The 25,346-nt window shown below is 38.5% G+C and carries 24 protein-coding genes and 1 pseudogene; 4 read left to right on the forward strand and 21 right to left on the reverse strand.

Features of this window, described 5'->3' with window-relative positions; genetic code table 11:
* The first annotated feature begins 371 nt into the window (after positions 1-371).
* Entirely contained in the window at positions 372-1,136 is a 765-nt protein-coding gene (locus QNH20_RS25240; protein WP_283920664.1) for a DeoR/GlpR family DNA-binding transcription regulator, read from the forward strand.
* Between the two features lie 478 nt (positions 1,137-1,614).
* Here the strand turns inward: QNH20_RS25240 and iolG (QNH20_RS25245) are convergent, their stop codons facing one another.
* The 10 genes from iolG (QNH20_RS25245) to QNH20_RS25290 form a co-directional block, all read right to left on the reverse strand.
* Positions 1,615-2,631, reverse strand: a complete 1,017-nt coding sequence (gene iolG / locus QNH20_RS25245) for an inositol 2-dehydrogenase (protein WP_283920665.1) — start codon at positions 2,629-2,631, stop codon at positions 1,615-1,617.
* A 47-nt stretch (positions 2,632-2,678) separates the two neighbouring features.
* The gene (locus QNH20_RS25250) at positions 2,679-4,274 is read right to left on the reverse strand and encodes a solute:sodium symporter family transporter (RefSeq protein ID WP_283920666.1); all 1,596 of its coding nucleotides are present in this window, start codon (positions 4,272-4,274) and stop codon (positions 2,679-2,681) included.
* A 184-nt stretch (positions 4,275-4,458) separates the two neighbouring features.
* Positions 4,459-5,367 carry a myo-inosose-2 dehydratase gene (gene iolE / locus QNH20_RS25255; protein ID WP_283920667.1) on the reverse strand — a complete coding sequence of 303 codons (909 nt, stop codon included), beginning with the start codon at positions 5,365-5,367 and terminating at the stop codon, positions 4,459-4,461.
* 139 nt (positions 5,368-5,506) lie between these two features.
* Complete coding sequence (gene iolG, locus QNH20_RS25260) at positions 5,507-6,529, reverse strand: inositol 2-dehydrogenase (protein WP_283920668.1); 1,023 nt, start codon at positions 6,527-6,529, stop codon at positions 5,507-5,509.
* Positions 6,530-6,982: 453 nt separating this feature from the next.
* The gene (gene fba, locus QNH20_RS25265) at positions 6,983-7,822 is read right to left on the reverse strand and encodes a class II fructose-1,6-bisphosphate aldolase (RefSeq protein WP_283923506.1); all 840 of its coding nucleotides are present in this window, start codon (positions 7,820-7,822) and stop codon (positions 6,983-6,985) included.
* 112 nt (positions 7,823-7,934) lie between these two features.
* On the reverse strand, positions 7,935-9,845 hold the full coding sequence (iolD, locus tag QNH20_RS25270) for a 3D-(3,5/4)-trihydroxycyclohexane-1,2-dione acylhydrolase (decyclizing) (protein ID WP_283920669.1): 1,911 nt from the start codon (positions 9,843-9,845) through the stop codon (positions 7,935-7,937).
* Positions 9,846-9,859: 14 nt separating this feature from the next.
* The gene (gene iolC / locus QNH20_RS25275) at positions 9,860-10,858 is read right to left on the reverse strand and encodes a 5-dehydro-2-deoxygluconokinase (protein WP_283920670.1); all 999 of its coding nucleotides are present in this window, start codon (positions 10,856-10,858) and stop codon (positions 9,860-9,862) included.
* 23 nt (positions 10,859-10,881) lie between these two features.
* Positions 10,882-11,700, reverse strand: a complete 819-nt coding sequence (iolB, locus tag QNH20_RS25280; protein WP_283920671.1) for a 5-deoxy-glucuronate isomerase — start codon at positions 11,698-11,700, stop codon at positions 10,882-10,884.
* A gap of 86 nt (positions 11,701-11,786) precedes the next feature.
* On the reverse strand, positions 11,787-13,247 hold the full coding sequence (locus QNH20_RS25285; RefSeq protein ID WP_283923507.1) for a CoA-acylating methylmalonate-semialdehyde dehydrogenase: 1,461 nt from the start codon (positions 13,245-13,247) through the stop codon (positions 11,787-11,789).
* Between the two features lie 271 nt (positions 13,248-13,518).
* Complete coding sequence (locus QNH20_RS25290) at positions 13,519-13,908, reverse strand: tautomerase family protein (protein WP_283920672.1); 390 nt, start codon at positions 13,906-13,908, stop codon at positions 13,519-13,521.
* Between the two features lie 258 nt (positions 13,909-14,166).
* On the opposite strand from QNH20_RS25290, the gene QNH20_RS25295 reads away from it, so the two are divergent.
* Positions 14,167-14,331, forward strand: coding sequence for a DUF2922 domain-containing protein (locus QNH20_RS25295; RefSeq protein ID WP_349632690.1), 165 nt, complete (start codon positions 14,167-14,169; stop codon positions 14,329-14,331).
* Positions 14,332-14,891: 560 nt separating this feature from the next.
* Here the strand turns inward: QNH20_RS25295 and QNH20_RS25300 are convergent.
* Both QNH20_RS25300 and QNH20_RS25305 read right to left on the reverse strand, forming a co-directional pair.
* Positions 14,892-15,275 (reverse strand): DUF3139 domain-containing protein, encoded by a 384-nt coding sequence (locus tag QNH20_RS25300; protein WP_283920673.1) that lies wholly within the window; start codon positions 15,273-15,275, stop codon positions 14,892-14,894.
* Between the two features lie 118 nt (positions 15,276-15,393).
* Complete coding sequence (locus tag QNH20_RS25305; RefSeq protein WP_283920674.1) at positions 15,394-15,768, reverse strand: hypothetical protein; 375 nt, start codon at positions 15,766-15,768, stop codon at positions 15,394-15,396.
* 148 nt (positions 15,769-15,916) lie between these two features.
* On the opposite strand from QNH20_RS25305, the pseudogene QNH20_RS25310 reads away from it, so the two are divergent.
* Positions 15,917-16,069 (forward strand): annotated as a pseudogene (locus tag QNH20_RS25310) (GrpB family protein); the annotation flags it as partial.
* 344 nt (positions 16,070-16,413) lie between these two features.
* Here the strand turns inward: QNH20_RS25310 and QNH20_RS25315 are convergent.
* From QNH20_RS25315 to QNH20_RS25355, 9 genes are all read right to left on the reverse strand, one after another.
* Entirely contained in the window at positions 16,414-16,512 is a 99-nt protein-coding gene (locus tag QNH20_RS25315; RefSeq protein ID WP_283920675.1) for an HAD hydrolase family protein, read from the reverse strand.
* A 189-nt stretch (positions 16,513-16,701) separates the two neighbouring features.
* The gene (locus QNH20_RS25320; protein WP_283920676.1) at positions 16,702-17,436 is read right to left on the reverse strand and encodes an SIS domain-containing protein; all 735 of its coding nucleotides are present in this window, start codon (positions 17,434-17,436) and stop codon (positions 16,702-16,704) included.
* A gap of 5 nt (positions 17,437-17,441) precedes the next feature.
* Entirely contained in the window at positions 17,442-18,167 is a 726-nt protein-coding gene (locus QNH20_RS25325) for a KDGP aldolase (protein ID WP_481858010.1), read from the reverse strand.
* The gene (locus QNH20_RS25330; RefSeq protein WP_283920678.1) at positions 18,136-18,876 is read right to left on the reverse strand and encodes a creatininase family protein; all 741 of its coding nucleotides are present in this window, start codon (positions 18,874-18,876) and stop codon (positions 18,136-18,138) included. Before QNH20_RS25330 ends, QNH20_RS25325 begins: the two co-directional genes overlap by 32 nt.
* 12 nt (positions 18,877-18,888) lie before the next feature.
* Positions 18,889-19,881, reverse strand: coding sequence for a phosphotriesterase family protein (locus QNH20_RS25335; RefSeq protein ID WP_283920679.1), 993 nt, complete (start codon positions 19,879-19,881; stop codon positions 18,889-18,891).
* Between the two features lie 73 nt (positions 19,882-19,954).
* Positions 19,955-21,250, reverse strand: coding sequence for a PTS ascorbate transporter subunit IIC (locus QNH20_RS25340; protein ID WP_283920680.1), 1,296 nt, complete (start codon positions 21,248-21,250; stop codon positions 19,955-19,957).
* A 58-nt stretch (positions 21,251-21,308) separates the two neighbouring features.
* Positions 21,309-21,575 carry a PTS sugar transporter subunit IIB gene (locus tag QNH20_RS25345; protein WP_283920681.1) on the reverse strand — a complete coding sequence of 89 codons (267 nt, stop codon included), beginning with the start codon at positions 21,573-21,575 and terminating at the stop codon, positions 21,309-21,311.
* The gene (locus tag QNH20_RS25350) at positions 21,572-22,015 is read right to left on the reverse strand and encodes a PTS sugar transporter subunit IIA (protein ID WP_283920682.1); all 444 of its coding nucleotides are present in this window, start codon (positions 22,013-22,015) and stop codon (positions 21,572-21,574) included. The genes QNH20_RS25345 and QNH20_RS25350 overlap by 4 nt, the downstream gene beginning before the upstream one ends.
* Before the next feature lie 43 nt (positions 22,016-22,058).
* Positions 22,059-24,155: a BglG family transcription antiterminator gene (locus QNH20_RS25355; protein ID WP_283920683.1), complete on the reverse strand. Its 2,097-nt coding sequence runs from the start codon at positions 24,153-24,155 to the stop codon at positions 22,059-22,061.
* Positions 24,156-24,655: 500 nt separating this feature from the next.
* Here QNH20_RS25355 and QNH20_RS25360 point away from each other — a divergent pair, with 500 nt between their 5' ends.
* Positions 24,656-25,231 carry a competence protein ComK gene (locus tag QNH20_RS25360; protein WP_283920684.1) on the forward strand — a complete coding sequence of 192 codons (576 nt, stop codon included), beginning with the start codon at positions 24,656-24,658 and terminating at the stop codon, positions 25,229-25,231.
* Positions 25,232-25,346 lie beyond the last annotated feature (115 nt).

The raw sequence follows: 25,346 nt of genomic DNA on the forward strand, positions 1-25,346 counted from the left end.
ATTTAAATAATAAATAGATATAAACGCTTCCAGTTCTTATTCCAACTCCAATATATTGAAATAGCAACTTTTACACCAGGCGGAAAATTTTTCAAAAGCAGGTCCAGATAATCAATCTCTCGTTCCCGCTGATAATCCGTGCTGCATAAAATAATTGCATAACCGGTCTCCTGGGCACTATTTTCTAATGCCCGGGCAACCTCGACAAAAAAGGGGTAGGAACAGAATTCTAAAAAGTGGTAGGTAATATGAATGAAAATCTTCAATTTATATGATGAAGTTCTGGTGATTTGTTGGTAATATATAATTATTAAGTTCTGTTGAAAGCGGTAATGGCATGAGTATGATTTGAAATTAGAGGGTGAGCAGGTATGATTAAAGATAAACGGATTAATAAAATTGAGGAATATATTATCGAACAAAAATCAGTATCTTTAGATGAACTGATGACGGTGTTTAATGTGTCTAAAAATACGATTCGGCGTGATGTTCAAGAACTTGTTGAAAAAGGAGATTTCAAAAAGGTTTATGGCGGTGTAGCTGTAATTGATGATAAGCGTGCGAAGTTAGAATCTTTCCATGACCGCCAAGTACGTAACCAATCGGAGAAGGAGATGATTGGGAAGGCGGCAGCGAATCATGTAAATGATGGTGATATCATTTTTATCGATTCTGGTACAACCACCATTGAAATGATTGAATATATCAAACAGAAAGAGGTCACGATTATCACCAATAGTCTCGATTTTATCGTTCGTGCTCTTCCTTATGAAAATTTAAATGTAATAACAGCTGGAGGCATCCTCGAGAGAAAAACGAATTCTTTCGGAAGCTTAAAATATATGGATATTTTAAATGCCTATAATATTAATAAGGCATTTATGGCCTCAACAGGTATTTCCTTATCAAATGGTGTTACGAATGCTTCTCCGCTTGAAAGCGAATTGAAAGCGTCTATTGTTGACAGAAGCTCTGAAGTATTTTTACTGGTAGACCATGATAAATTTGATAAATACGGGTTAATGACCTATTGCAGATTAGATAAAATCGATTACCTGGTAACGGACATCACGCCAAGTGAAGTCTACCAGAATTACGCAGAAAAGAACGACATTCAACTTGTTATAGCTGAGTAATTAAAAATGGCCTTTCCTCACATGAGAAAAGGCCGTTTTATTTTTAAGTTAGGCTCTTTTCGTCAACTTTGTTGTTCTCTGTACTATTTGTGATCACATAGAGGCGAATTCGGACAGTTTTTTTGAATCCAAGGGCAATCGAGTCCGAATGAGGGTCCCATTCGGACTGGTTGGGTGAATCCAAGGGCAATCGAGTCCGAATCAGATGCCCTTCAATAAAAACTTAATATTATATCTTCGAAAAACAACAATCTTTGTGAAAACAGCTTTAAGTTAAAAAGGGTTGCCAAACTTTATAAGGCAACCCTTTGTTTTTATCCCGCATTAACGGACAGTAAGACCCCCACCTCAAGATTCAGAGAAAAGTGAAGAAGATAGGTGGGGGACAACTGTCCGTAAAAGCCCGATATGTTCAACTAACCATCAGTGGGGGTGAAGAAAACCCCCACTGACGGAAGTTTCACTGTATCTCGTAATGTTACGATAATTTTTCTACCTTTACTGGAAGTCCAGTTTCTAATGACTTTTTGGCAGCCATGGCAATTCTTTGTGCCATGATACCGTCTACAAAATTGCATGTTGTTTCTGAATCATTCTCGATTGCATCAAAGAATTCTTTCACTTCGCGAATGTATGCATCATTGTATCTCTCTAAAAAGAAGTGTAATGGGTTATCCCCCTTCACGCCTTCTTTAGATAGCACTTCTACTCTTGATTCAGTTTCATTGTTTGCGATGGCTGAACCATTTGATCCGAATGCTTCAAGACGCTGGTCATAGCCATAGACAGCTTGGCGGCTGTTGTCAATCACACCGATTTCTCCGTTTGCAAATTTCAATGAAATAACCGCTGTATCAATATCACCTAATTCAGCAATTTTCGGATTGACTAATGCAGCACCTTGAACATACACTTCTTCAACTTCAGAACCCGTGATAAAACGTGCCATATCAAAGTCATGAATAGCCATATCAACAAATATGCCTCCAGAACGTGATACATAATCTAATGATGGCGGTTCAGGATCTCTAGAAGTAATTTTTAAAATATGCAAGTCGCCAATTTCTTTCGTTTCTACTAAACTTCTAACTTTACTAAAGTTGCGGTCATATCTTCTATTGAAACCAATTTGGAATTTCACACCTGTCTTTTTCACTACTTCGTAAGCTTCCAATGTTTCTTCATCAGAAAAACTAATTGGCTTTTCACAGAAGATGTGTTTTCCACTATTAGCCGCTTCTTTTATAATACTTGTATGTGTATCAGTTGGAGAACAAATAAAGATAGCATCGATTTCCGGGTCATTGATAATATCATGATAATCCGTTGTCATATTTTCAACACCAGAAGATTGAAACCACTCCTCTAATTGATCAGCAAAAACATCAGAAACGGTTTTAAGGCGTACATTTTTCATATTTTTCATGTTATCAATATGTAATTTTCCAATTCTACCAGCACCAATTACCCCGACGATAATTTTTGACTCTATCATAATATTAGACTTCCTTTCCAATTACCTCAATTGTTAGATTATTATATTTAATTTGCAATACCAAGCGGAGAGAAGAAAATATACATACCCACCATTGCAATAATAACCAAGGCAGCTACCCATTTTCTATGCTTCCATGGGGTTAAATCAACTTTATTAATATTTTCTTGGAACTCAAAGGGAGTATCCAAAGGTTTTACTTTTCCAACTAACCACATAACTAAAACATCTGCTAGGAATAGGAATCCTAAAACATATAGATAATGAATATCCGCTAAAACTACCTTAGACAGACCATAAATTACAATGTGGAAGACAAAGGTTACTTTCGCGGCCAGCGGTGTTACACGTTTAGAATAAAAGCCTAATAAGACAAGGGCTAATAACGGCATACTATAGATTCCGTTAAATTCCTGCACAACAGCATACAGCCCAGCTGGTGCGAATGAAATAAATGGAGCAATTATAACTGAAATGAAACCAACGGCAATGGTAATGAATTTTCCCGCTCTTGCTACCTGCTTATCCGTTGCATTCTTTTTAATAACCGGTTTATAGAAATCTAAAGTAAACAATGTTGCAGTTGCATTCAATGCCCCGACAAATGAACTTAAAATGGCACCAAAAATAACAGCAGCAAAAATTCCGTATGCCCAATCTGGTAATACAGCCGTTACTAAGGACGGATAGGCATCATCTGGTGTTGCAAGGGTATCACCAAACATATTAAAGGCAATAATTCCTGGGAATACTAGGAACAATGCACCAAAGATTTTAAAGAACCCGACATATAATGCGCCTTTTTGTCCTTCTTTAAGGCTTTTTCCGGCTAATGTTTTTTGAACAATCATCTGGTTCGTACACCAGAAGAAGAGGTTGTTAAATAACATCCCCATAAATAGAGTTGGCCAAGGAACAATTTTCGAATCGACATCACCAATTGCATTTAATAATTGGGGTGTTTCATTTTTAACCGTTTCCATTCCGCCAAAAAAGCTGCCATCTCCGAGGATTGTCAAGCCAATAATCGGGATTGAAAGACCTCCGATAAGCAACCCGACACCATAGATCGTGTCACTAAAGGCACTTAACGACAGTCCGCCGATTAACAGATATAAAAGACCGACAATACCAATCACTGCTGATATAAGGCCAACAGCTACTAACGGATCAATACCTAATGCTTTATCAATATGGAATATTTTATTAAAAACTAATGAGCCTGAATATAAAACAACAGGTAAAAATGAAGTCATATAGGTAAAGATGAATAAAGCAGATACAATTCTTTTCGTTGTTGTATCATAACGTATTTCAATAAAATCTGATACAGTATTTACACCGTATTTTAAATATTTGGGAAGGAAGACAAGTGCCAAAAATACGCAAGCAATCGCTGCGGTAACTTCCCAAGCCATTACTTCCATACCGCCAACAAAACTTTGACCATTCTGTCCAACAATTTGTTCCGTTGATAAATTGGTCATAATAATCGTACCAGCGATCGTTATACCTGTTAAACTTCGCCCACCAAGGAAAAATCCTTCCGAACTGGTATTATCAACTGCCCTACTTCTCTTAAAGGCGTAAATCCAAATGACCCCAATAATGATAATAAACGATATAACTGAAAAGACACCCAAGGGTTTACCCTCCCATTGTATAAAAATCATACAGCCTTGTAAGTATTAATTGAAAACATCCCACCGAACCTATAAAACTAAGTTTACTAATCAAGTAATCTCAGTAATATATAAGTAACCCGGCTCATTAATATTAAATCTTGTAGGTGAATAGGAATGAGCCGAATAAAATAATATATGAGTTTTAGATTAACTGTTTTTGGGGCATTAATTGATCAATATGTCTTCTTCCCTTTAAAGCGTATTCAAATGGATTCGCCTTCGCCGGGTCTTGCTCTGCCTCAACAACAATCCAGCCCTCGTATCCGCTTTCAAGAATCGCTTTCATAATAGGTTCAAAATCAATCATTCCGTCTCCAGGAACCGTAAATACACCCTTTTTAACACCGGTAAGGAAACTATCTTGATTGTCCTTAACTTCTTTCGCAACAGACTCCCGAATATCTTTAAAATGGATATGTTTGATACGTGATTGGTATTTTTGATAAATTTCAATTGGATTTTCACCTGAGAATACAAGGTGGCCTGTGTCAAATAGCAGCGACACTTTATCAGCAGAAGTATTTTCCATTAACCGATTGATTTCAGCAGTTGTTTGAACGCCTGTCCCCATATGGTGGTGGTAAACGATTTCCATTCCCTTTTCGTTAGCTAACTCCCCTAATGCCTCTAGTCCATGTGTTAATTTATCCCAATCAACATCTGTGAACACTGGCTTTTCCTTGAATACCGGTGTATCCATTTGTCCTTGAACACTATGTCCCTGCTCAGATACAACAATGACTTTTGCACCCATGGCATGGAGGAAATCACGATGTTCAAGGAATGCTTGTTTCGTTTCTTCAAAAGGTTTTGTTGTTAAAAATGCACTAAACCAGGCACTTGCCACTCGAAGATTTCTGAGTTCTAAATATTTTTTTAATGTCTCTGGATCACGGGGATACTTATTTCCAATCTCTGTTCCTGTATAGCCGGCTAACGCCATTTCACTAATACATTGTTCAAATGTATTTTCTCCGCCTAATTCAGGCATATCATCATTTGTCCAAGCAATAGGTGCACAACCGAACTGAATTTTTGTTTCCGCTGTCATTATTATTTCCTCCCTGAAAATGAATGGTGAATTTGCTGTTTATTTGAAATTAGGGTATATTATTGTTTACATATATTTTTTTATTTTCAGGAATCCATTGTGCGATGGATTCCCTTTTTTATCTTCTATAATTTGGATATTACTTTACTTCAACAATTTGATTTGCTTCAACAGATTGTTGGCATGCAATTGCTACTTTAGTACTTTGCAGACCATCAATAGCACCTACTTCAGGTTGGCGTTTTTCTTTAATACAAGAAATAAATTCCTTCATTTCATGAACAAACGCATCTCTAAAGCGCTCAGGGAAGTTCTGTGATGTAGGTCTTACTGCACCATTTTCATCAAAGACCGTTACAAGGTTTTTCTCTGGCGCAGCAGCTACACGAAGCATTCCCTTTGTTCCAATTAATTCTGTTTCTACATGATAACCATGTGCCGCATTTCGTCCTGCAACTAAAATGGCCATTGTTTTATCTTCCAGCTGCATCATAGCTGCGCCGGTTTCTAATTCATTTAATTCATCGAGCTCCGGATAAGCAGCGTTTTTACCCATCGCCCACACACGGCTGACTTCCTTTTTCGTAAACCATCTTACCAAGTCAATATCATGGATGGACATATCTGAGAATAGCCCGCCGCTATTGCTGTTTCGGGCGAAATCGACGAAGCTCTCCAATCCAGAACTTGGATCAATACCGTAGCAACGAACAACTGTTAGTTCACCTAATTGCCCTTCGTCTACCATCTTTTTAGCATATTGATAGGATTCATCGTATCTTCTCATAAATCCAAGCTGGAATACTTGATCAGGATGAGCGTTGATAACTTCCATTGTTTTTTCAATATCTTCAATATCTAATCCAATTGGCTTTTCACTGAATACATGCAGGCCTTTTTCCATCGCTAATCGAATTTGTTCTGGATGGTAGCCGGATGGTGAAACGATACATACTGCATCAAGATTTGGGCTTGCAGCCATTTCTTCAAAGGATTTATAAGTTTCTGTTACACCTAGTTCCCTTTTAGCGTATTCCAGTTCATCTTCTACAAAGCTGCAGGCTGCTACTAATTTTGCACCCGGAACATTTTGAGCTAGATTTATTGCATGTGTTCTTCCAAGTCTACCTAATCCAACAATCCCTACTCTAACTTCGTTCATGGTGATCCTCCTCCTTTTAACTGCTTGATAAGCGCTTTCAAAAATTATTAAAAAGATCAGTTTGTGATATGAGATATGATAGCAACCTCAAGTTTCTGTCAACTTTTGGGTATATTTTGATTATCTCTACATAAATCTTATTATTAATAACGCTTTCAGTCAATTATTTTTGTTTAACATCACTAAAAACATAATTATATGTAAATTTAGAATTATCAGTCTTTAACCTAGGCTTTTGATGTACTTTTTACATCGTTTTTTCTTCCGAATACCGCCTTCTGCCACCACATTTGCAAATGCTTCAGAACGCACCTCACCTCTGCTCCAAGCTATACTGAAAACAGTAGCTAGTATGCAATTGGCCAAAAACCATCCACTAAAACAATTCTTGGTTCCTAAAAAAGTGAAAATTAGAGGATGCCTTTGAAAAATAAATCGACATCTTCCCCTTCTTTACGCTTTATTATTTGATTTAAATTCTCTAATTTTTCCTACGACAGTTTGTTTTACAGCTTCTTTACCCGGAGAAAGGATGGTACGTGCATCATATACTTTTTTGTCCTTATCCAAAACTTCGCGAACAGCTTTTGTCCATGCCTGCAGACATTCTGTATTCACATTAATCTTTGCATGGCCAAGTTCAATTGCCTTTTGAATTTGGTAGTCAGGGATACCTGAACCGCCGTGTAGTACAAGCGGCAAATTAGTCATTTCTGAAATCTCCTTCATTTCCGCAAATCCTAATTTGGGCACACCTTGGTATGGACCATGAACAGACCCAAGAGCGGCTGCTAATGCATCAATCCCTGTTTCTTTGACAATACGTAAACATTCCTCCGGATCTGCATATTGAATCCCGCCGATAAGTCCATCTTCATTACCGCCAACAGTTCCAACCTCTGCTTCAACCGTCACTCCATATTTTCCTGCATAATCTGTCACTTGTTTGGTCATTTCAATATTTCTATCAATTGGATGATGTGATCCGTCTATCATAACGGATGTGTACCCGGCATCAATCGCCTCCAAGCAACGTTCCACACTGCTTCCATGATCTAAGTGCAAGGCAACTGGAACAGTAATGTTCTTTGTTTCTACAATACTATTAACCATTGCGGCAATTGTCTTAAACCCGCCTAAGTAATCTACTAGTCTGTCAGAAGATGATACAATAACAGGAGCTTGTTCTTCCTGTGCTGCCTCTAGAATCGCTTCTGCCCATTGAAAGCTGTTTATGTTAAATGCTCCAACTGCATATTTTCCTTCTTTAGCTTTTGATAGCATCTCCTTCATAGAAACCAATCTTGATGATTGTGCTGTTGTCACCTGTCTCACCTCTCTTAATCGTGAATAGAATTGTAGGAAGCGAGGGTTTTCAGACCCTCGCAACCGATTCTTCACTCTATTAGTATTGTTTTGCCGTTTCTAATTTTTGCTTTCTAGATTCAAATGCCTGTTGAATGCCCTCTTTATTAGATACTTCTGCCACTCCAACATTCCACCAGCTGTCATAACCTTCTGTCATTGTTTTTGGAAGCACTTTAATCTCAATTAAAGTAGAAACTTCCTGCTTTTTCGCATCTTCTAAAGCGACTTTCAATTGTTCGATAGTATTAACACGGTATGTTTTCGCACCATAGCCTTCAGCCACTTTTGCATAGTCAATATTTAAAACTTTATTGTCATGTGTTCTGAACTCTGTGAAATATGTTCCCATGCCATTGCCCATTTGCAGGTTATTAATACAACCGAAACCAGAGTTATCAAAAAGAACAACATTGATTTTTTTACCATACTGAATCGCTGTGATCAGCTCAGAGTGCAGCATTAAGAAACTGCCGTCACCAACAAGAGAATAAACTTCTTTATCCGGATTAGCTAATTTAACGCCTAGTGCACCTGAAACTTCATATCCCATACATGAGTATCCGTATTCTACGTTATACGTGTTCGCTACAGTCGGATTCCAAATACGCTGAACATCGCCAGGAAGGGATCCAGCAGAAGTAATAATCGTACTATCCGGATCAATCGTATCATTGACAGCGATTAATGCTGTTGTCTGCGCTAATTCGGTGTTTAATACATCGGCATACTCATTTAAAACCTCTTGTGAGAAGTGGTTCCTAATTTCCGGTTCAAAGTTTTCACGAGTAAAGGTTACTTTGCTTAAGCGTTCACGCTCGGAATTCCACTCTTGCTTCAATTCAGCAATTGTTTGTCCGAACTCACTCTCATATCCATCTAATAGCGGTGCTAATTGCTCCAATGTTGTTTTTGCATCAGCAACTACCTGGAAGGCATCCAATTTATACGCCTGCAGGCGGCTGACATTAATATTTAAAAACTTAGCTGTTTCAAAGTTGAATGCTGTTTTAGATGATGTTACGAAATCTGTATAGCGGGTACCGATTCCGATAATTAAATCTGCCTGGCGTGCTGCTTTATTAGCTGCCAGCGTACCAGTAACGCCCATACCACCTAAGTTATTTTTAAAAGTAGATTCAACAGTTGCTTTACCAGCTTGTGTTTCTACTAATGGAATACTATGTTTTTCAGAGAGAGCCACTAAAATGTCACGTGCTTCTGAATATTTAGCTCCACCGCCAACAAGGATTAACGGCTTTTTACTTGCTTTAATCATTTCGGCAGCGCCTTTTAGTTCACGTTCCACCGGTGCTTTACGATCCAAATAGTGTACACGTCTTTCGAAGAATTTTTCATCATAATCATATGCTTCACCTTCGACATCCTGCGCTAGGCAAATCGTTACAGGGCCGGCTTTGCCTGGATCAGTCATGACTTCAAATGCACGAATAAGACTTGACAATAACTGCTCAGGACGGGTAATACGGTCCCAATATCTGGAGACAGGTTTTAAGGCATCATTTGTCGTAACCGCTGCGCTATATTCCTGTTCCACTTGCTGTAATACAGGGTCAGGCTGTCTTGATGCAAATGTATCCCCTGGTAATAGTAACATCGGAATATTGTTTGCAAGTGCTGTTCCGGCAGCAGTCACTAGATTCGCAGATCCTGGTCCAACAGATGTTGTCACAGCATAGATTTTCTGGCGTAGCATTTGTTTGCTGTATGCCATCGCTGCAAGTGCCATCCCTTGTTCATTTTTCCCCTGAAAAACCTTTAAGTGTCCTGGGTCTTGTTCTAATGCCTGGCCAATTCCCAATACGTTTCCGTGTCCGAACACACTGAAAATACCTTCAACGAATGGGAATTCTTCTCCGTCAACATGGATATATTGCTGGTTTAAAAATTTGATTAGGGCTTGCGCAGTTGTTAATCTAGTTTTCCCCATGACATTTTCACCTCTTACTGATTTGTCACTGCTTCTTTAGAGCGGTCAGCAATTAATTGCTCAATTTCTTCTACTGTTGGCATTGCTTCAGAAGAACTGTGCTTACTTACAACGATTGCTGCAGAAGCACTGCCATATTTTAGTGCTGTTTCAATATCTTTTCCAGTGATTAAAGCATAGAGGAAAGCGGAAGCGTAGGAATCCCCTGCGCCGAATGTCTTTAAAACTTTCGTTAAATAAGCGTGGCCTCTGAACGTTTCGCCTGATTTTATATAGGCGTATGAGCCTTCGACACCGTGCTTAATGACAACTAGTTCCGGAGAATGGTTGAATAAAGCAGAAATGGTTGCTTCGTTGCTGCCTGCTTCGATATTTTCCATGACATCAAATTCATCCCGTGTACCAACGACAACATCAGCCTGCTGGGCAACCAATGTATAGTAAACAGATGTTTCTTCCTTCGATGCCCATGTATAACCGCGGTAATCCAGTTCAAAAATAACTTTCACGTCATTTTTCTTTGCAAGCTGTACAGCTTTTAATATCGCTTCACGTGATGGGCTTTTTGCAAGAGCTGTTCCTGAGACTAAAAGGATTTTGGATCTTTTAATGTAGTCTTCACTTACTTCAGAAGGATCTAAGTAAAGGTCGGCCACTTCATCACGGTACATTAAGATACTGCACTCTTCAGGGCTTTTAATTTCGGTAAAAGCTAAGCCTGTTTTATGTCCTTCTTGGTCTGTTACCATATTGGATGTGTCGACACCGACACCAGCCATATATTGTTTAATAAAACGGCCATGCTGGTCGTCTGCTAGTTTTCCAATAAAGCCTGCTTTTAAGCCAAGCTTAGATGTTCCAATCGCAATATTTGCAGGTGATCCGCCGACATATTTTTTGAATGTCATTGTTTCTTCCATTGGACGGTTATATTCGACAGCGTTTAAATCGATGCATGCACGGCCAATAGCGATTATGTCAAATTCTTTCTCTGAATTAAATTCAATTTTCATGTTGTTTTAGATCTCCTTATTATTTATTTGCGTTCTAGGATCCATTCATGTGCCGGTTCATTGTGGAATTTCCAAATTCGCTTCGGTCCGGCCATAATGTTTAAATAATAGGATTCATACCCATCCGGAACCGCTACAGGATGATACCCTGCAGGCACTAATACAACATCTCCATTTTCCACTGCCATCGTTTCATCAAGGGAACGATCATCTGTATAGACACGTTGAAAAACAAAGCCCTGTCTGGGATTCATTTCATGATAGTAAGTTTCTTCTAAAAATGATTCATGTGGCAAATTGTCTTGATCATGTTTATGCGGCGGATAGCTTGACCAGTTTCCGCTTTCAGTGAACACTTCTACTACCAGCAAACTATTGGCAGATGGGTCTGAGTCAGGTAAAATATTGTGTACTAATCGTTTATTATTATATTTTCCTCTATGTTCAATGCTGTTGTCTTCAGCTTTAATAAGTCTTGTTGGTAATTGCTTCTCTGAAGGAGAGTAGCAAAGAATAATACGTGCTTCTGTTACTGCTTCAACTGCAAACGTACGGTCATTTGAAACATAGACACTATCTGTCGGTTTCTTTTCGAAAACACTTTCCCTCGTACCGATCTTTTTAAATGTTTCTTGTTGGTCTGTTACATTGATTTTTCCAGTTAGAGCAACAATGCAGCATTCTACTTTTCCTAATTCTTCTCTGTAGCTGGCTCCTGGTGCTAAATCCACTACTCTCATTGCTACATATTCTAATGGTGAATTTTCACTTGTTACTTCATGGATTACTTTGACTCCTGGTGATACTTCTACTTGATTCGGTTTTCGGAGTAATTTACTCACTTTTCTTCAACTCCTATATCATCAATTATGAAGACTATTACCCTGACTTAAGATAGTCAGGATAATAGCCTTCATTCCAAGTTCTATTAAAATGATGGTGCTTTGTAGTTTGCTGTTACTACTTTCTTGCGAGTGTAGAACTCAACGCCATCTTTTCCGTTGGCAGGTAATGTGCCGTAGAACGATGATTTCCAGCCAGAGAATGGGAAGAATGCCATTGGTGCCGGAACTCCTAAGTTAACTCCTAACATACCAGCATCGATATTTTCACGGAAGTAACGAATAGATGAAGCATTTGATGTATAAATACATGCACCATTTGCAAATTCTGATTTATTTGCTGTTTCAACTGCTTCTTTTAAGTTTTTAACACGAACAATTGATAATACAGGAGCAAAGATTTCATCTTTCCAGATTTGCATATCAGTGTTTACACCGTCAAAAATTGTTGGTCCAACGAAGTATCCTTCTTCTGGTTGTCTTTCGCGGCCGTCACAAACTAGTTTCGCGCCTTCTTCAATACCTTTTTGGATGTAGCCTAATGTACGTTGATGGTTTTGTTCACGAATAACCGGACCTAAGAACACACCTTCATCAAGGCCGTTACCAATCTTCACATCTTTTGCTTTTTCGATTAATTTTTCAAGGAATGCATCAGCAACGCCTTCTTCAACTGTTACAACAGAGCAAGCCATGCAGCGTTCGCCAGCTGATCCAAATGCAGAAGCAATTACGTTTGTTGTAGCATGTTCTAATTCAGCATCATTTAAAACGATGGAATGGTTCTTAGCACCTGTTAACGCTTGAACACGTTTTAGGTTCTCGCTTCCGCGTTTGTAAACATATTCACCAACTGGCTGTGAACCAACAAACGAAATAGCTTTCACTTGTGGATGATCAAGAAGTCCATTTACCACATCATGTGCACCATGAACTATGTTGAATACGCCTTTAGGGAGACCTGCCTCTTCTAATAGCTCTGCTAATTTTTGTGCCAATAATGGAGTTCTTTCAGATGGCTTCAATACAAATGTATTACCTACTGCAATTGCCATTGGGAACATCCAGCAAGGTACCATCATTGGGAAGTTGAATGGTGTGATACCGCCTACAACCCCGATTGGATAACGGTAGTTCGTAACTTCAACATCTTTCGCTATAGTTGTTAATGAATCGCCCATCATGAGCGTAGGAGCCCCTGCCGCAAACTCAGCATTTTCAATTCCGCGTCCCACTTCACCTAATGCTTCGGAAAAAGCTTTACCATTTTCGATGGTAATAATCCGCGCTAATTCATTTGTATTTTCTTGTAATAATTGTTGGAATTTAAATAAAACTCTTGCACGCTTTTGAACAGGGACATTTTTCCACTCTTCAAACGCCTTTGCTGCTGCTTCTACTGCATAATCAAGATCTTCTTTTGTAGAGATTGGAACTTGAGCAATTACTTCTTTTGTAGCTGGGTTGTATACATCATCGTATTGAGTAGTTTTGCTTTCTACCCACTCACCATTAATATAGTTTTTTAGTTTTTTAACTTGTACCATTACTTCAGACATTTCTAGTTCCTCCTTGATTAACGGTTGTTTTATGAATAAGTTGTTTATGCCTTTTAATATGTTCTTATAGTTTGATAACCTGCTAGCACCCTTTAATATTATTACATTTTGGTTATGTTTTGGTTATCTTTGATTATATCTTAATACTAAAAACGCTTTCAGTCAACCTTTTTTCAAACTCTTTGTAATATGTTGAGTACTTTTTAATATTAATCTACTTTAATTGAATCTACCATTTTCAAAGGAAAAATCCGGGGAATTACAGCTCCCCCGTTAAAAATTGTGCTTCCCCAAATCCAAAGCTCCAATCCGCCGCTCCGTTTGTCGCAATGGATATCATAATATCATTAGGTTCAATACCGCAGCTCTCCCCCAACTCTTGAACAACCAATCGATAGAAGTCTTTTTTCTGCTGGTTGCTTCTTTCTGTGCTTGTTACACTAATCACGACAAGATCGCGGCTTCTTTCAAATCCTAAGCCCGTATCTTGAATGACTAATTCATTTGCAGGATGCTGGGTAACAATTTGATATCGGTCTCTTTCCGGTACATCAAATGCTTTAACTACAGCTCGGTGTGCTGCATCTAATAATTTTCTTAAAGACTCCTCATTTCGTCCTTCTATAACATCAAATCTAATTAACGGCATGGATATTCCTCCTAAGAATAGATCGTTTGGTTGAATAAAAGATTATTTTATTGTTAACTTTTGATAATATTTTGGTTATATCTAATTCATCTTAATACGAAAAATCCATTCAGTCAATGTAAATGGATGGGGGTCTGCTAAATTTAGATACCAATATAAATTCATTGTGGACAGTTTTTATTGTAAGTTTATCGGGTGAATGGAAATGGCGAAGACGCTAGAATTGCAATTTGGAACGAAGTTTGGGAAACTGCCCGAATGTCAGACGATAATCCGAAGGAGCCGATTGATGAAGAAGTCGTAAAAAATTCGATGGAGCAAATTATCGCATCGGACATCTTCACATCAAGCAGCGGCAGATTTGTGGCACCAAAAGGAGCAAGAGTAATCGAACGCAATGTGACAGATTATGAACTCGCTTAATCAGTGTGAGGCTGGCCTCTTTTTTAAACATACATATAACTACAAAGATCGACCATATTTCGCTGGTAGAAAAGTAACTAAACGTTTGATTAATTGCAAAGTAAACACTGCTATAAAGGAATTATATCAATCTGGTACAAAAATATTTTGTCGATATACGATTAGGACTTTCTCAGAAAATAAAACAATATTCCCCAGAAAATGATTCCATTCGTTTGGACCTCCATGTTTCTACTCTTTACCCTTTTTTCCAACACTACTCAAACATTTGATTAAAGATGCCTTCAACCTGCTTCTATAAACACTTTTTACACCCAAACTCTAAAAAAGAATGTCGAGAGATGCTTTCTTAGATTTAAAAGGCTCTGTTAAATATTATTATTGATAAATAAATGACAAAAAGTACTCCTATTTTTTACACGAGTTCCGTTTCCTATCTCAAAATTTTATATTGCATTGAAAAATGAAAGGGAAAATGGATAATTGCACCGTATTTTGTGGTGCTTTTTGTAATTTGACCATAAAAAAATAGCTCAATCAATGATTGAACTATCCATACTTTATTTTAGAGGTGGATATTTTAATTTAGTCAATTCTCCTTCAAGTCCCCTTCCCCCCCAAATTTTTTGTTTTATGGCTTCAGCACCGCCATCATAGGCATCAAAAAAGACTTCTCCATCTCTATAAGAATATTCATAAAAAATATCAGGTTTTTCTCCTTCTACATAAACAGCAAGAATATAGCCACCCTCTTTATAATCTTTATAAAAATCAGCATATTTTAGTTGATTTTCATTTATTCCTTGTCTCGCTATATAGTCATAAATTGATTTTTTCGCATTTTCTTTGTTATATTTGTTATAGAACATAAAACCCTTAAAACCTGCAATTAAAATTATTGGTATAAGGATAATCGCAGTTATTACTGTATATTTTTTCTTCATTTCAATCCCTCCTTTGAAATAAGCATCGTGGCTAATTCCTCTGTGCTTAGATTTACCTTCCCCACAACTTTTAAAATCCCCCCCATTAATCTAATATGGTGTTCAACTAAAAGACGCATCAACTATGTCTGCTTTTTAAAAAATAATTTTTTAAACGTTTTGCTATAGATATTGCTATGTACTGTGGTACCAAATTAAATAGGCTTACAACTAAGATTAATTGGGATGGTGTTAATGGCTTAAAATAACCCTCATCCCATCCATCAGCCATTCTACTGTTAAAATATAAAGAGATTATCGAAGAGACAATATTTCCGACTATGCAGGGGAGTAGGTTGCAAAATAATTTACCTAGGAACGCAAGAAGTGTAGTTGCCGCAATCATCAATAAATGTCCCATCATAGAACCATTATCAAAGTCTGCTTTTATAGAAAAAAATGCAAATGGAAAACAGTAAAAACAGCCTATTATGACACCTGTTAATTTTTTCATCAAATTTCCACCTCTTTATATATCACCAAAACGATTTTGGTGTAATTTTACACTAATCGTAACACAAGACACTATTTTTGTATAGGAATTTTCAAAAATTCAGTTGAACGATCTTGTCCTTTAGTTCGTAAGAAAAAAACATCCCGAAGTCTGTATACAGTATGGAGAATTAAAGAGCCAACTTGCCGAACAGTATCCAAATGATATTCATGAATATGGAGATGGGAAAGACAATTTTGTCAAAAGTGTTGAAAAAGACGCTATTAAATGGCCGCTGATTTTCATCTCTTGCTACCTTTAAGTAAATCTAAAATCTTCACATTGAACACTATTTCGTTAGATTCTTATTTAGAAGATACTTCGTAGTTAGGTGATGGAAATGAGGAATCCTACAAATTATAGGTTACAATGTCTTAACCATTTGATTGACTGTTATCATGTGCCCTACTCATTAGTGAGTGGGGTTTTTGTTTTTGAAGAAGACTTTGTTAAATAATATTGTTGATAAATAAATAAAAGAAAACCTCCCTTTTGGAAGGCTGATAATTACTTAATGGATTAATCATTGAGTCCTAATTTATTTTCTATCAAGTGGATTTCTTTTATTGAAAATTATCCCTGAAGCAGTGAATACTGTACCCGCTTTTACCTTTGTGCCTCCAGTAAAGCAAGGCGATTCTCTTCACTAATGGTGCCATCATCTGCCAGTAAGGTACCGTCTAAATCAATTGCTTTTAGTTTCATTCCTCTCCACCTTCCTGAGCATAATATATTTCTATCAATTTATTCCTGAAAGGGAAACCATTCAAAACCCGAAAGTAGATTCAACGAGGGCTATATTAAAAAAATGGCCGGATTCCACACAATAAATCCGGCCGTTCTTCGCTAAAAATCCCCAATTAAGTTCAAGCAGACCCCATCACAAACTACCATTCAGGATAGCAGCGGAATTCTTCTGCGGTATTTTTCTACTAGTTGGTTGTTGTGGTTATCCGCTCCGTCGATGTTGCCACTTAAGAATACAGGCGGCTCAAAGTCGTTGTCGGCCATGATCTTGATGGCTTCCGCTAGTACCGCATTTAATATTACCGCCCCAACCACCGTCGAGGTTGGCCCAAATGGAACAGCAACTTTTTCGTAAGAAAGGGCAGCATCTCCTTTTACGGACTGATTATCGATAACTAAATCAACGGAATTGTATAAATGCTTTCCGCTTTTATGGCGAGATGGCTGACTTTGTGAGTATTCAAGTGAGGTAATTCCAATCACAAAGGCTCCCTTTTCTTTTGCATGCAATGCTACATCAACAGGTACTGGGTTACGGCCTGATGTAGATAAAACAAATACCACATCCTCTGGCCGAATATCCTGTACTGTTAAAAAATCCTCAGCATAATCGTTTTGCCGTTCTAGCTGTGAAGAGCGAAGTGCCCCCTCATGAAGCATTAATGGTTCGACTAGTATCGGCTTAATTGGTACCAATCCGCCTGCACGGTAAAATACTTCTTCTGTTAAAATATGAGAATGTCCGCAGCCAAAAAGTTGAATAATTCCGCCTTTTTGAATCGTCACTGCCACCATTTCCGCGGCTTTTCTTAAATTCTCTTTTTCCATCTTTTCAACTCGTTCAAGCTTTTCTTTCGCGATATCAAAATATTGAGTAAGCACCTGTATCAACCCCTAACCTGTTTAATAATCTTTGCAACCTCTTCCGGAATCGTCCTGCCGGATTCTTTATCAATCGTTGCCCCAAATAGATGAGGCATGAAGACCGAAATTCCTGTTCCCCTAACCGAAGCAACAATTTCCGCAATATTTTCGTAAGAAATTCCACCCGCAGGCTCAACAGCCGTCAAGCCTTTTTCAGCACCGACCTTACATAAATACACCAATTCCTCTAAATGCACGGTTCCCTTTAACGGCATGAACTTAATCGATTCAATCCCCATAGCCAGTGCAAGTTCCACAAGGTCCTCAACCTTCATTTCCAGGCTGTCCAGCTTAACATACCCGACCTTTCCAGTCGGACTAACCAGTCCATTTACCGTTTGCTCAAGTCCTTTCGCGCGTAAAAAACCACGTGAAAAACTTGATTTCTCAAAAGGCTGGTTAATATGCCCAGGGTTGGATCCTGCAGCAATCGTTAAGACCTTTTCCCAGTTGCCGGGATTCCCCCCGTCGCCTAGTCCGATGCTAACTACTGGGGCAGCTTCTTTAAGTTCAACTACTTTTTTGATTCCATCTTCAATACATTCAAAATCAGACGAAACAATCCCAGGCACTACAAAGCCCGCCCCAGCCTCCATAATTTCCAAGGCATTTTGGAGGTCCTTAGCTAAAAAATTTAATAGTAAAAAGTCATCGATTTTATTTAGGTTTGCTAAGTTCATTTTTCGCACCTTCTATAAGCTGAACCATGTTCTCGATGGCAACTTCAATTATCTTTTCACCTTTTTCCTTTGAAGCCAGTGTAGCATCGCCTAAAACTGCCGAACTGGTGAACTTTTCCCAAGGCATCGGGGTCACATCCGCATGCATCGGGATATTCGGTATATCAGAAATTGCTTGTGACATATCCACGAATTCCTCAGCCAAATATAGCATGTAGGAGGTCTCAATTTCACAGGCATGAAAATAGCTTACATGCGACGCAGCGGTTTCGCGAACTTCATCCGTCACTTTTTTAACGCCCGGATAAAACAAGTAAAGAATTTTAAAATCGGAATATTGGCTGAACAGCCTTCGCGCCGCCTCCTTCATCGCCACTGCATTACCGAGATGGCCGTTAATCATGGCAAAGACACGGAAACCCTGCGCATACAGACTCACACCGATATCATAGATAAAACAAATGAGCGATTCATTACTGATATTGATGCTGCCTGGGAAGTTTTTCAAACTCCATACCTGCCCGTATGGCAAGGTCGGCAGGACAAAGGCACCTGTTTTTTCTGCAACTCTTGCGGCTAAACGTTCTGCTAAATAGTTATCTGTGCCGAGCGGCAGATGGGGTCCATGAGCCTCAACGGCTCCAATCGGTAATATCGCTACCTTACTTTTACTAATTTTCTCTCCAACCTCGAAGGAGTTTTCATTTTGAAAAATCATCTTCATCGCTCCTTACTTTTTAAATGCAAAGCATTTTGCCGGGTTTTCAACGAAGAATTTATGGATAAGTGTTTCACCATCAAAGCCTTGGCGATTGGCATCATCGATAAAGCGCGGCACCCACTTGGCAATAATATATTCCAGTCCCAAACCGTAATCATAATGCTTGTAATAGCTTTTTCTCGCGGTATCACCGCTGACAAGAATTTGATTTTCATAGCCTTTTTTTACAAGCTCTAAGACGCACTGAATTCTCGTACTTTCAGGTGCATATTTAATTTTTGCGATTCCATCAAAGCTTAAATAGGCACCTGTTTTCGCAATTTGCTCATGATAGTATGGGTCCGGATTGCGATCCATATGGCCAAAGCTCATATAAGAAAGGTCCACTCCTTCACTCTTTAGCAATTCAATTTGCTCAAGGCCCATCGTTCCTGCTTCTGTATGGGAGTGCATGGGTGCCTTTGTTTCATGGTGGGCACGCGCCACCGCCCGCAGTGTTTTTTCCTCTAACGGGGTGATTCGATTATAGCCAGTGCCAAACTTGACCTGACCGGCCTGAAACGGTGTTCCTTCAAGCCCGTCCTCCACCTCTTTAACAACAAATTCTGCCAGTTCATTGATGGTTGCTGCCTCAATCCACTCTGTATAGGTTTGATAGTTTCCGATAATCGGCTTCAATGATTCCTTAATCTTTGCATCCCAAAGAAAGCTTTTATTAAAACCAGCTGTGCCAACAATATGAATATCTAGTTCATCGGAAATTTCTTTGACGGCTTGTACATCGCGGCCATAATCAACGGCTGTTGCATCAACAATCGACCGCCCTCCAAAACTCTTAAAATCCGCGACATCGAGTTTTGAATTCTCTTTATCATCCAGTAGAAGGTCATCTTCTCCCCGTTCAGCCCAATAAGCAGGACAGCAGACAATATGTTCATGTGAATAAGTAAATCCTAATTCCTCAGGATTAATATCTCCGCGAAGCGTTCGAATAAAGCTCATGCTGATTCCCTCCATTTTGTGTCTCAATAAGTAAAGGGCAATATAAATCTGCCCTTTACCGAAAATTATTAGATTAGAAGAAAAGCTGTGCTAAGAATTTAACAATTGGCCCTAAGATGAACATATCGTTATCCGCGGCCCACATTGCGGTATCCGGAATAGTTGAGGAGATAAGCATTTTTACCATAAAATATTGTCCCCAAGCGACAACTGTTGAGGTGATAAAGCCGCCTATTAATGCGCCTCTCACGCCACCGGTAGCATTACCGAAAACACCGGCAGTTGCTCCATGGAAGAAGAGAACGATCATGGTAGGCACGAACACATAAGAAACCGTGTTACCAAGGATCACCAGCCAAATCAGCGCCCCAACGAATGCTCCAAGGAAGCCTAGGATAACTGCGTTTGGAGCGTAAGGGAATACGATTGGACAGTCAAGTGCTGGTCTTGCGCCAGGTACTAGACGTGTCGCAATTCCGTTGAAAGCAGGAACCATTTCACCAATGAACATCCGAACCCCTAATAAAACGATTGCAATACCACCCGCAAAAGTAAACGATTGAATAATTGAATAAATGATAAAGTTTTGATCTCCTGCTTTGGCAATTAATTCTTCTGCGCCTGGAGTCCCTTTAGTAGAGAGAATGATGGAACCAATTAAGAACAGAATTCCCATTGTTAAAGCTGTAATAACGTTTGAATCACGTAAAAACTCAAGACCTTTAGGCAATTTAATTTTTTCAGAGTCATTATTTTTATTACCTAAATATTTTCCTGCAAGCGCACTCAGTAATGCTACTGATGCTGAGGTGTGGCCAAGGGCAATATTGTCGTTTCCTGTCACTTTACGCATAAAAGGCTGGACGATTGCCGGTTGGAATGTCCAATATAACCCCATGAAAATGGCTAAAAAGATAACCAACTTGCCAAAAGAAACATCGCCAACAGAATGGACAATAACCCCGGCAAAAATCGTAGTGGTCCAGAACATCATATGGCCAGTTAAATAGATATATTTAAACTTCGTAAATCGTGCTAGTAATACGTTAATCAAGAATCCTAGAGTCATCGCAAGAGTGACAGCGCTTCCATACTTTACATTAAACTTCTCCTGTCCCATGAAATCCCCTAAGGAACTAGCCTTTAAGTTAAAGACTTCTTTCCACATCGGTTCAAAAATATTAAGAGCCCCGACAATCACACCAGCACCAGCATTAATGATTAAGAAACCGATAATAGCTTTAAACGTTCCACTGATAAGCTGACTAGTACTTTTCTTTTGTAGCAGCAAACCCAAAAACACGATAAATCCAAGTAAAATCGCAGGTGTACCAAAGACGTTGGTAGCAACCCATTTTAACGCATCCATTTTGCTTCCCCCTATTTTTCTATTAACTTTTCAATTTAAAATTATTCTAGAAGACCTTTTAATTTAATTGACTCTGTAATGCTGCCTTGATTTCAGTTAAATCAAAATAATTATTGACAATGATTACCTTCGCTGATGTTCCTGCCAAGGTTTGAGCCAATTCATTGCTTGTAATAATGTAGTCCGGCGACATACCAGAAGCTGAAGAAACATCCGTATTTTCAACATCGGCAGAAATTCTAAGTTCTCTTAACACGGTTTCCACATTCATCCGTAAAATCAAGCTTGTTCCTTGTCCTAATCCACATACACATAATATTTTCATTGATCGTTCCCCCTAATTATGTTGTGCAATTCTTTATAAGTATGAATTTCAGCTAACTTTTCCACATTTTCCTTGCTATTCAATAGGAGCATTAATTTTTTCAAGAGGGTTAGGTGTTCTTCACTCGATGATGCACCTAGCGCAAAAACGAATTGAACAGGATCATTAGCAGTATTTCCAAAGACAATTGAGTGTTTTAAACTGATAAATGAAACAGATGCTTCCTTTACCCCATCTTCCGGTCTTGCGTGCGGAAGAGCAATTTTAGGAGCAAGTACAAAATAGGGACCATTTTCGTGATAAGACCGAACCATAGCTTCTATATACCCTTCCTCTACCACCCCTCCTTTCGCTAGTAAGTTACCGGCTGCCCGAATTGCTTCTTCAGGAGAGGAAACCTCTACATCAAATGCCACTAGATTTTCTTCTAAAAACTTCATGTTAAAAACCTCTCTGCTACAATTTACTTATTGATTTTTTGACTTAGACCGAGTAGGCTTTAATAATGTCAAAAATATTTATTGCAAATTCTGCCTCCAGTATTTTATTGATTTGATTCGGCTTGGATAGTAAATTCGTTAATTGTGAAACCGCTTTTAAATGGGAGTCCCCATCTATTGCTGCAAGGACAATTAATAGTCGAACCTCTTTATCCATAAAAAGAACCGGCTTATCTAATTTCAACAGGCTCATTCCCAGCTGCTGAACACCATCTTCAGGCTTGGCATGAGGTAATGCCACCATTGGTGCAATTACAATATACGGCCCCATGTTTTTGATATTTTGAACCATCGACTCGATGTAATGGTCCGTAACAAATCCACCCCTTTTTAACGGCTCTGCCGCTGCCCAAATCGCTTCCTCCCAGGTAGGAACTTCCTGTCTTAGCTGAATATGTTCTTTCATTAACAATTCTTTCAAAGAAGGCCTTGGCCGTTCTGCCTGAAGTGACAATGGCTTGGCTAGATACTGTTTTAATTCCGTTTGAAGCGCCGTTTCATTTCGTACATCCGCATATTTTTGAATAATATCCATTAAAGTATCAATCGCTGAAGTTTGTTTTGGATCGAAGTCCAGTTGTGCATTGACCTTCTTTAGCAAGCTTTCCTTTTCTGCTTCCGTTAAAATGGGACTTACAACAAAAACAGGCTTCGTTTTTTTCTGAAGCGGTATGGTTGAGATAATGAAATCTGCTTCAAACTGGTTACTCTCATACTCTCTTAGTGAAACACAGCCGATAATATCAATGGTTGAAAAAAGACCTTCTAGTTGGCGCTGCAATAGTCTAGAAGTTCCAATCCCATTTGTGCAAACTAGCAAAGCAGTTTTTCTCTTAACCGCCTCTGCTCCAACCCGTTTCATCCAACCGCCAAAGTGCATGGCTATTAAGGCAGTTTCATCATCATTGACCGCTTTGCCTATTAGATTTTCAAGGTGAAACATACTCTTCTTGGTAATGAGAAAAATGTCATGATATTTCTCTATGATTGCTTTGGTCATATCATTTTCTACTTCAAGGCCATATTTGACGCGAAAATAGGCCGTTTTCACATGAAGCAGTAAATTTCGTTCAATTTCCTGCCGATTTTCAAAAAATACACAGGCAAATCGTTGAAAATCAGAAACCATATTAGTAACAACGTCTTTTAGGAAATCGTTGCTTGTACTCTCCACCTCTTCAGAGAACTGAATGCGAGAACCAAGCAGGTGTTTCGTGATATAAAAAACTTCTTCCTCGGGGAAGTCAACTTCAAATAGCGCAGAAAGCTTACGTGCTATTTTTTCTGCAGCGCGAAATTGTTTTGTGTCTCTTAAGACATCTTTTTCAACTGGGTCAATCGAAACCTTTTTTCCTTGTGAAAACCTTTTATAAAAGAACAGCAGCCGAAGAGCAAAGTTATCCAAAAACTCATCAGTAAATTGAATATTCAAATCCTCTTCACTTTCAGCAATAATCAATTGAACTGCTTTCCATTTTTCAATTTCAAAAAAGTGAAGAATATCGGGACCATTCTCTTGAAGAATTCCTGGTATTTTTATTAAAAGCGCTTGCCAGCCTTGCTCCGGGAGAACATGCTGAAGATAATAAACAATCGCCCTCCGCTTATCATCTTCCTTGCCTATAATCACATATCCATGTCTACGTTCAAACTCGAGCACTAAATGGAATCTTTTCAATTCCTCTTTTAGGCCTTTTAGATCCTCAATCGTGGTATTACGACTGACGCGGACTTTTTTCATTAAGTTATCTAAGAACAAAGGAATATCCAGTACCATTAAATAAATAGCCAGCCATGCCTTGCGTTCCTTTACCGTGTACTCATAATGCCACTTCTTCAAGGTAACCAATTTTCCCGGCACTTGATGAGCTGTTTCTTCATCTAAATAAAACCCGGCCGACCGAACCTGCTTCACCGACTGTAACCGATTTTCCTTCAACCAATCATTGATCTTTTCAATATCGTAATAAATGGTTCGCCTAGAAATATTAAACTTTTCAGAAATCTCCTGTAATGAAACATACGTCGACGCCTTAACTATATAAGACAAAATAGCCATACTACGCTGATCAAGTGACACAAAGTCACCTCCTTTGCACTCATTAGCCTGTGCAAAAAAGTACATAAAACTTCTTTAGCAATTGCTTAACCTTACTATACCCCCAGAAATATCAAATGTGGAGACCAAATCCCGCCCATCCCGTCGTGCAAAATTCGGACTGTTGAAAAAAGTTGTGCATAATGGGGCTCTGAAACTGAGATTTCAAAATTCCCAATTACGACAAATATTACGGCGGACACAAAACCATTTTGTTAACAAATTAGTCAAATATTGTCTAACTTTGTATACTTTAGTATCTAGTATAATGTTCCTATTTATATTTAAATAATAGATAGATATAAACGCTTCCAGTTCTTATTCCAACTCCAATATATTGAAATAGCAACTTTTACACCAGGCGGAAAATCTGTAGCAAAAGAGGTGATGGACAGATTAGGGTATTGAAGACTGCAGCCTTGGTTATACACAACTGAAAGTTAGCAATTCAAATAGCATTCATTAAATGAATATAAGGAGCAGTGATTATTATTATTAACCATTTTTATTTAGTCGATGGAAACGTGATTTTAATGACAGGTGAATATGACAAACGTGGGAAGCTTTGCACGAGAGTTATGATCGGAAGTGAAACTCTTCTAGTAGACAGGACACCGGTCCAACTATTGGATGATACATTGAAATACATAGGATTTGAATTAAAAGGTGCCATTAAAGGTGCCAAAAACATAATTGGTAATAAGTATTTGTGCCCCGTCATTGTCAATCCATATAAAGACATTTGCTTTTTTCCTATTAAGTCTCCTAAAAAGGAAGATTGTATATGGTTTAACCCCGACCATATTGTAAAAACCAAAGCTAGAGCCTACAAGACAGAAGTAGAACTTAGCAATGACCTTTCAATGATTGTGGATGTAAAGCTACACTCTTTTAATAATATGATACAGACAGCGATTCAATTGAAGCAGATTTCAAACGATCGGGGGAACCATCCTAAACCGATTACCTTTTTTCTTGTTCCGAAAAAACGAAAGCTTCTATCCAAGTCAACAACCGGCAGATATAATTTTGGTTCTTTAGCTAAGTATAATGGATAGCGGAGAACACAACACGTTCAGCAGGACAATCAGCCTCTATTCTTACCATTTTCAATCATTGGAATGTACGTTGAATGACTCAGGGGGAATGAGGTTGTGGGGGACAGAAGCGAAA

This window comes from Neobacillus sp. WH10 (genome assembly GCF_030123405.1).
Classification (GTDB): domain Bacteria; phylum Bacillota; class Bacilli; order Bacillales; family Cytobacillaceae; genus Neobacillus.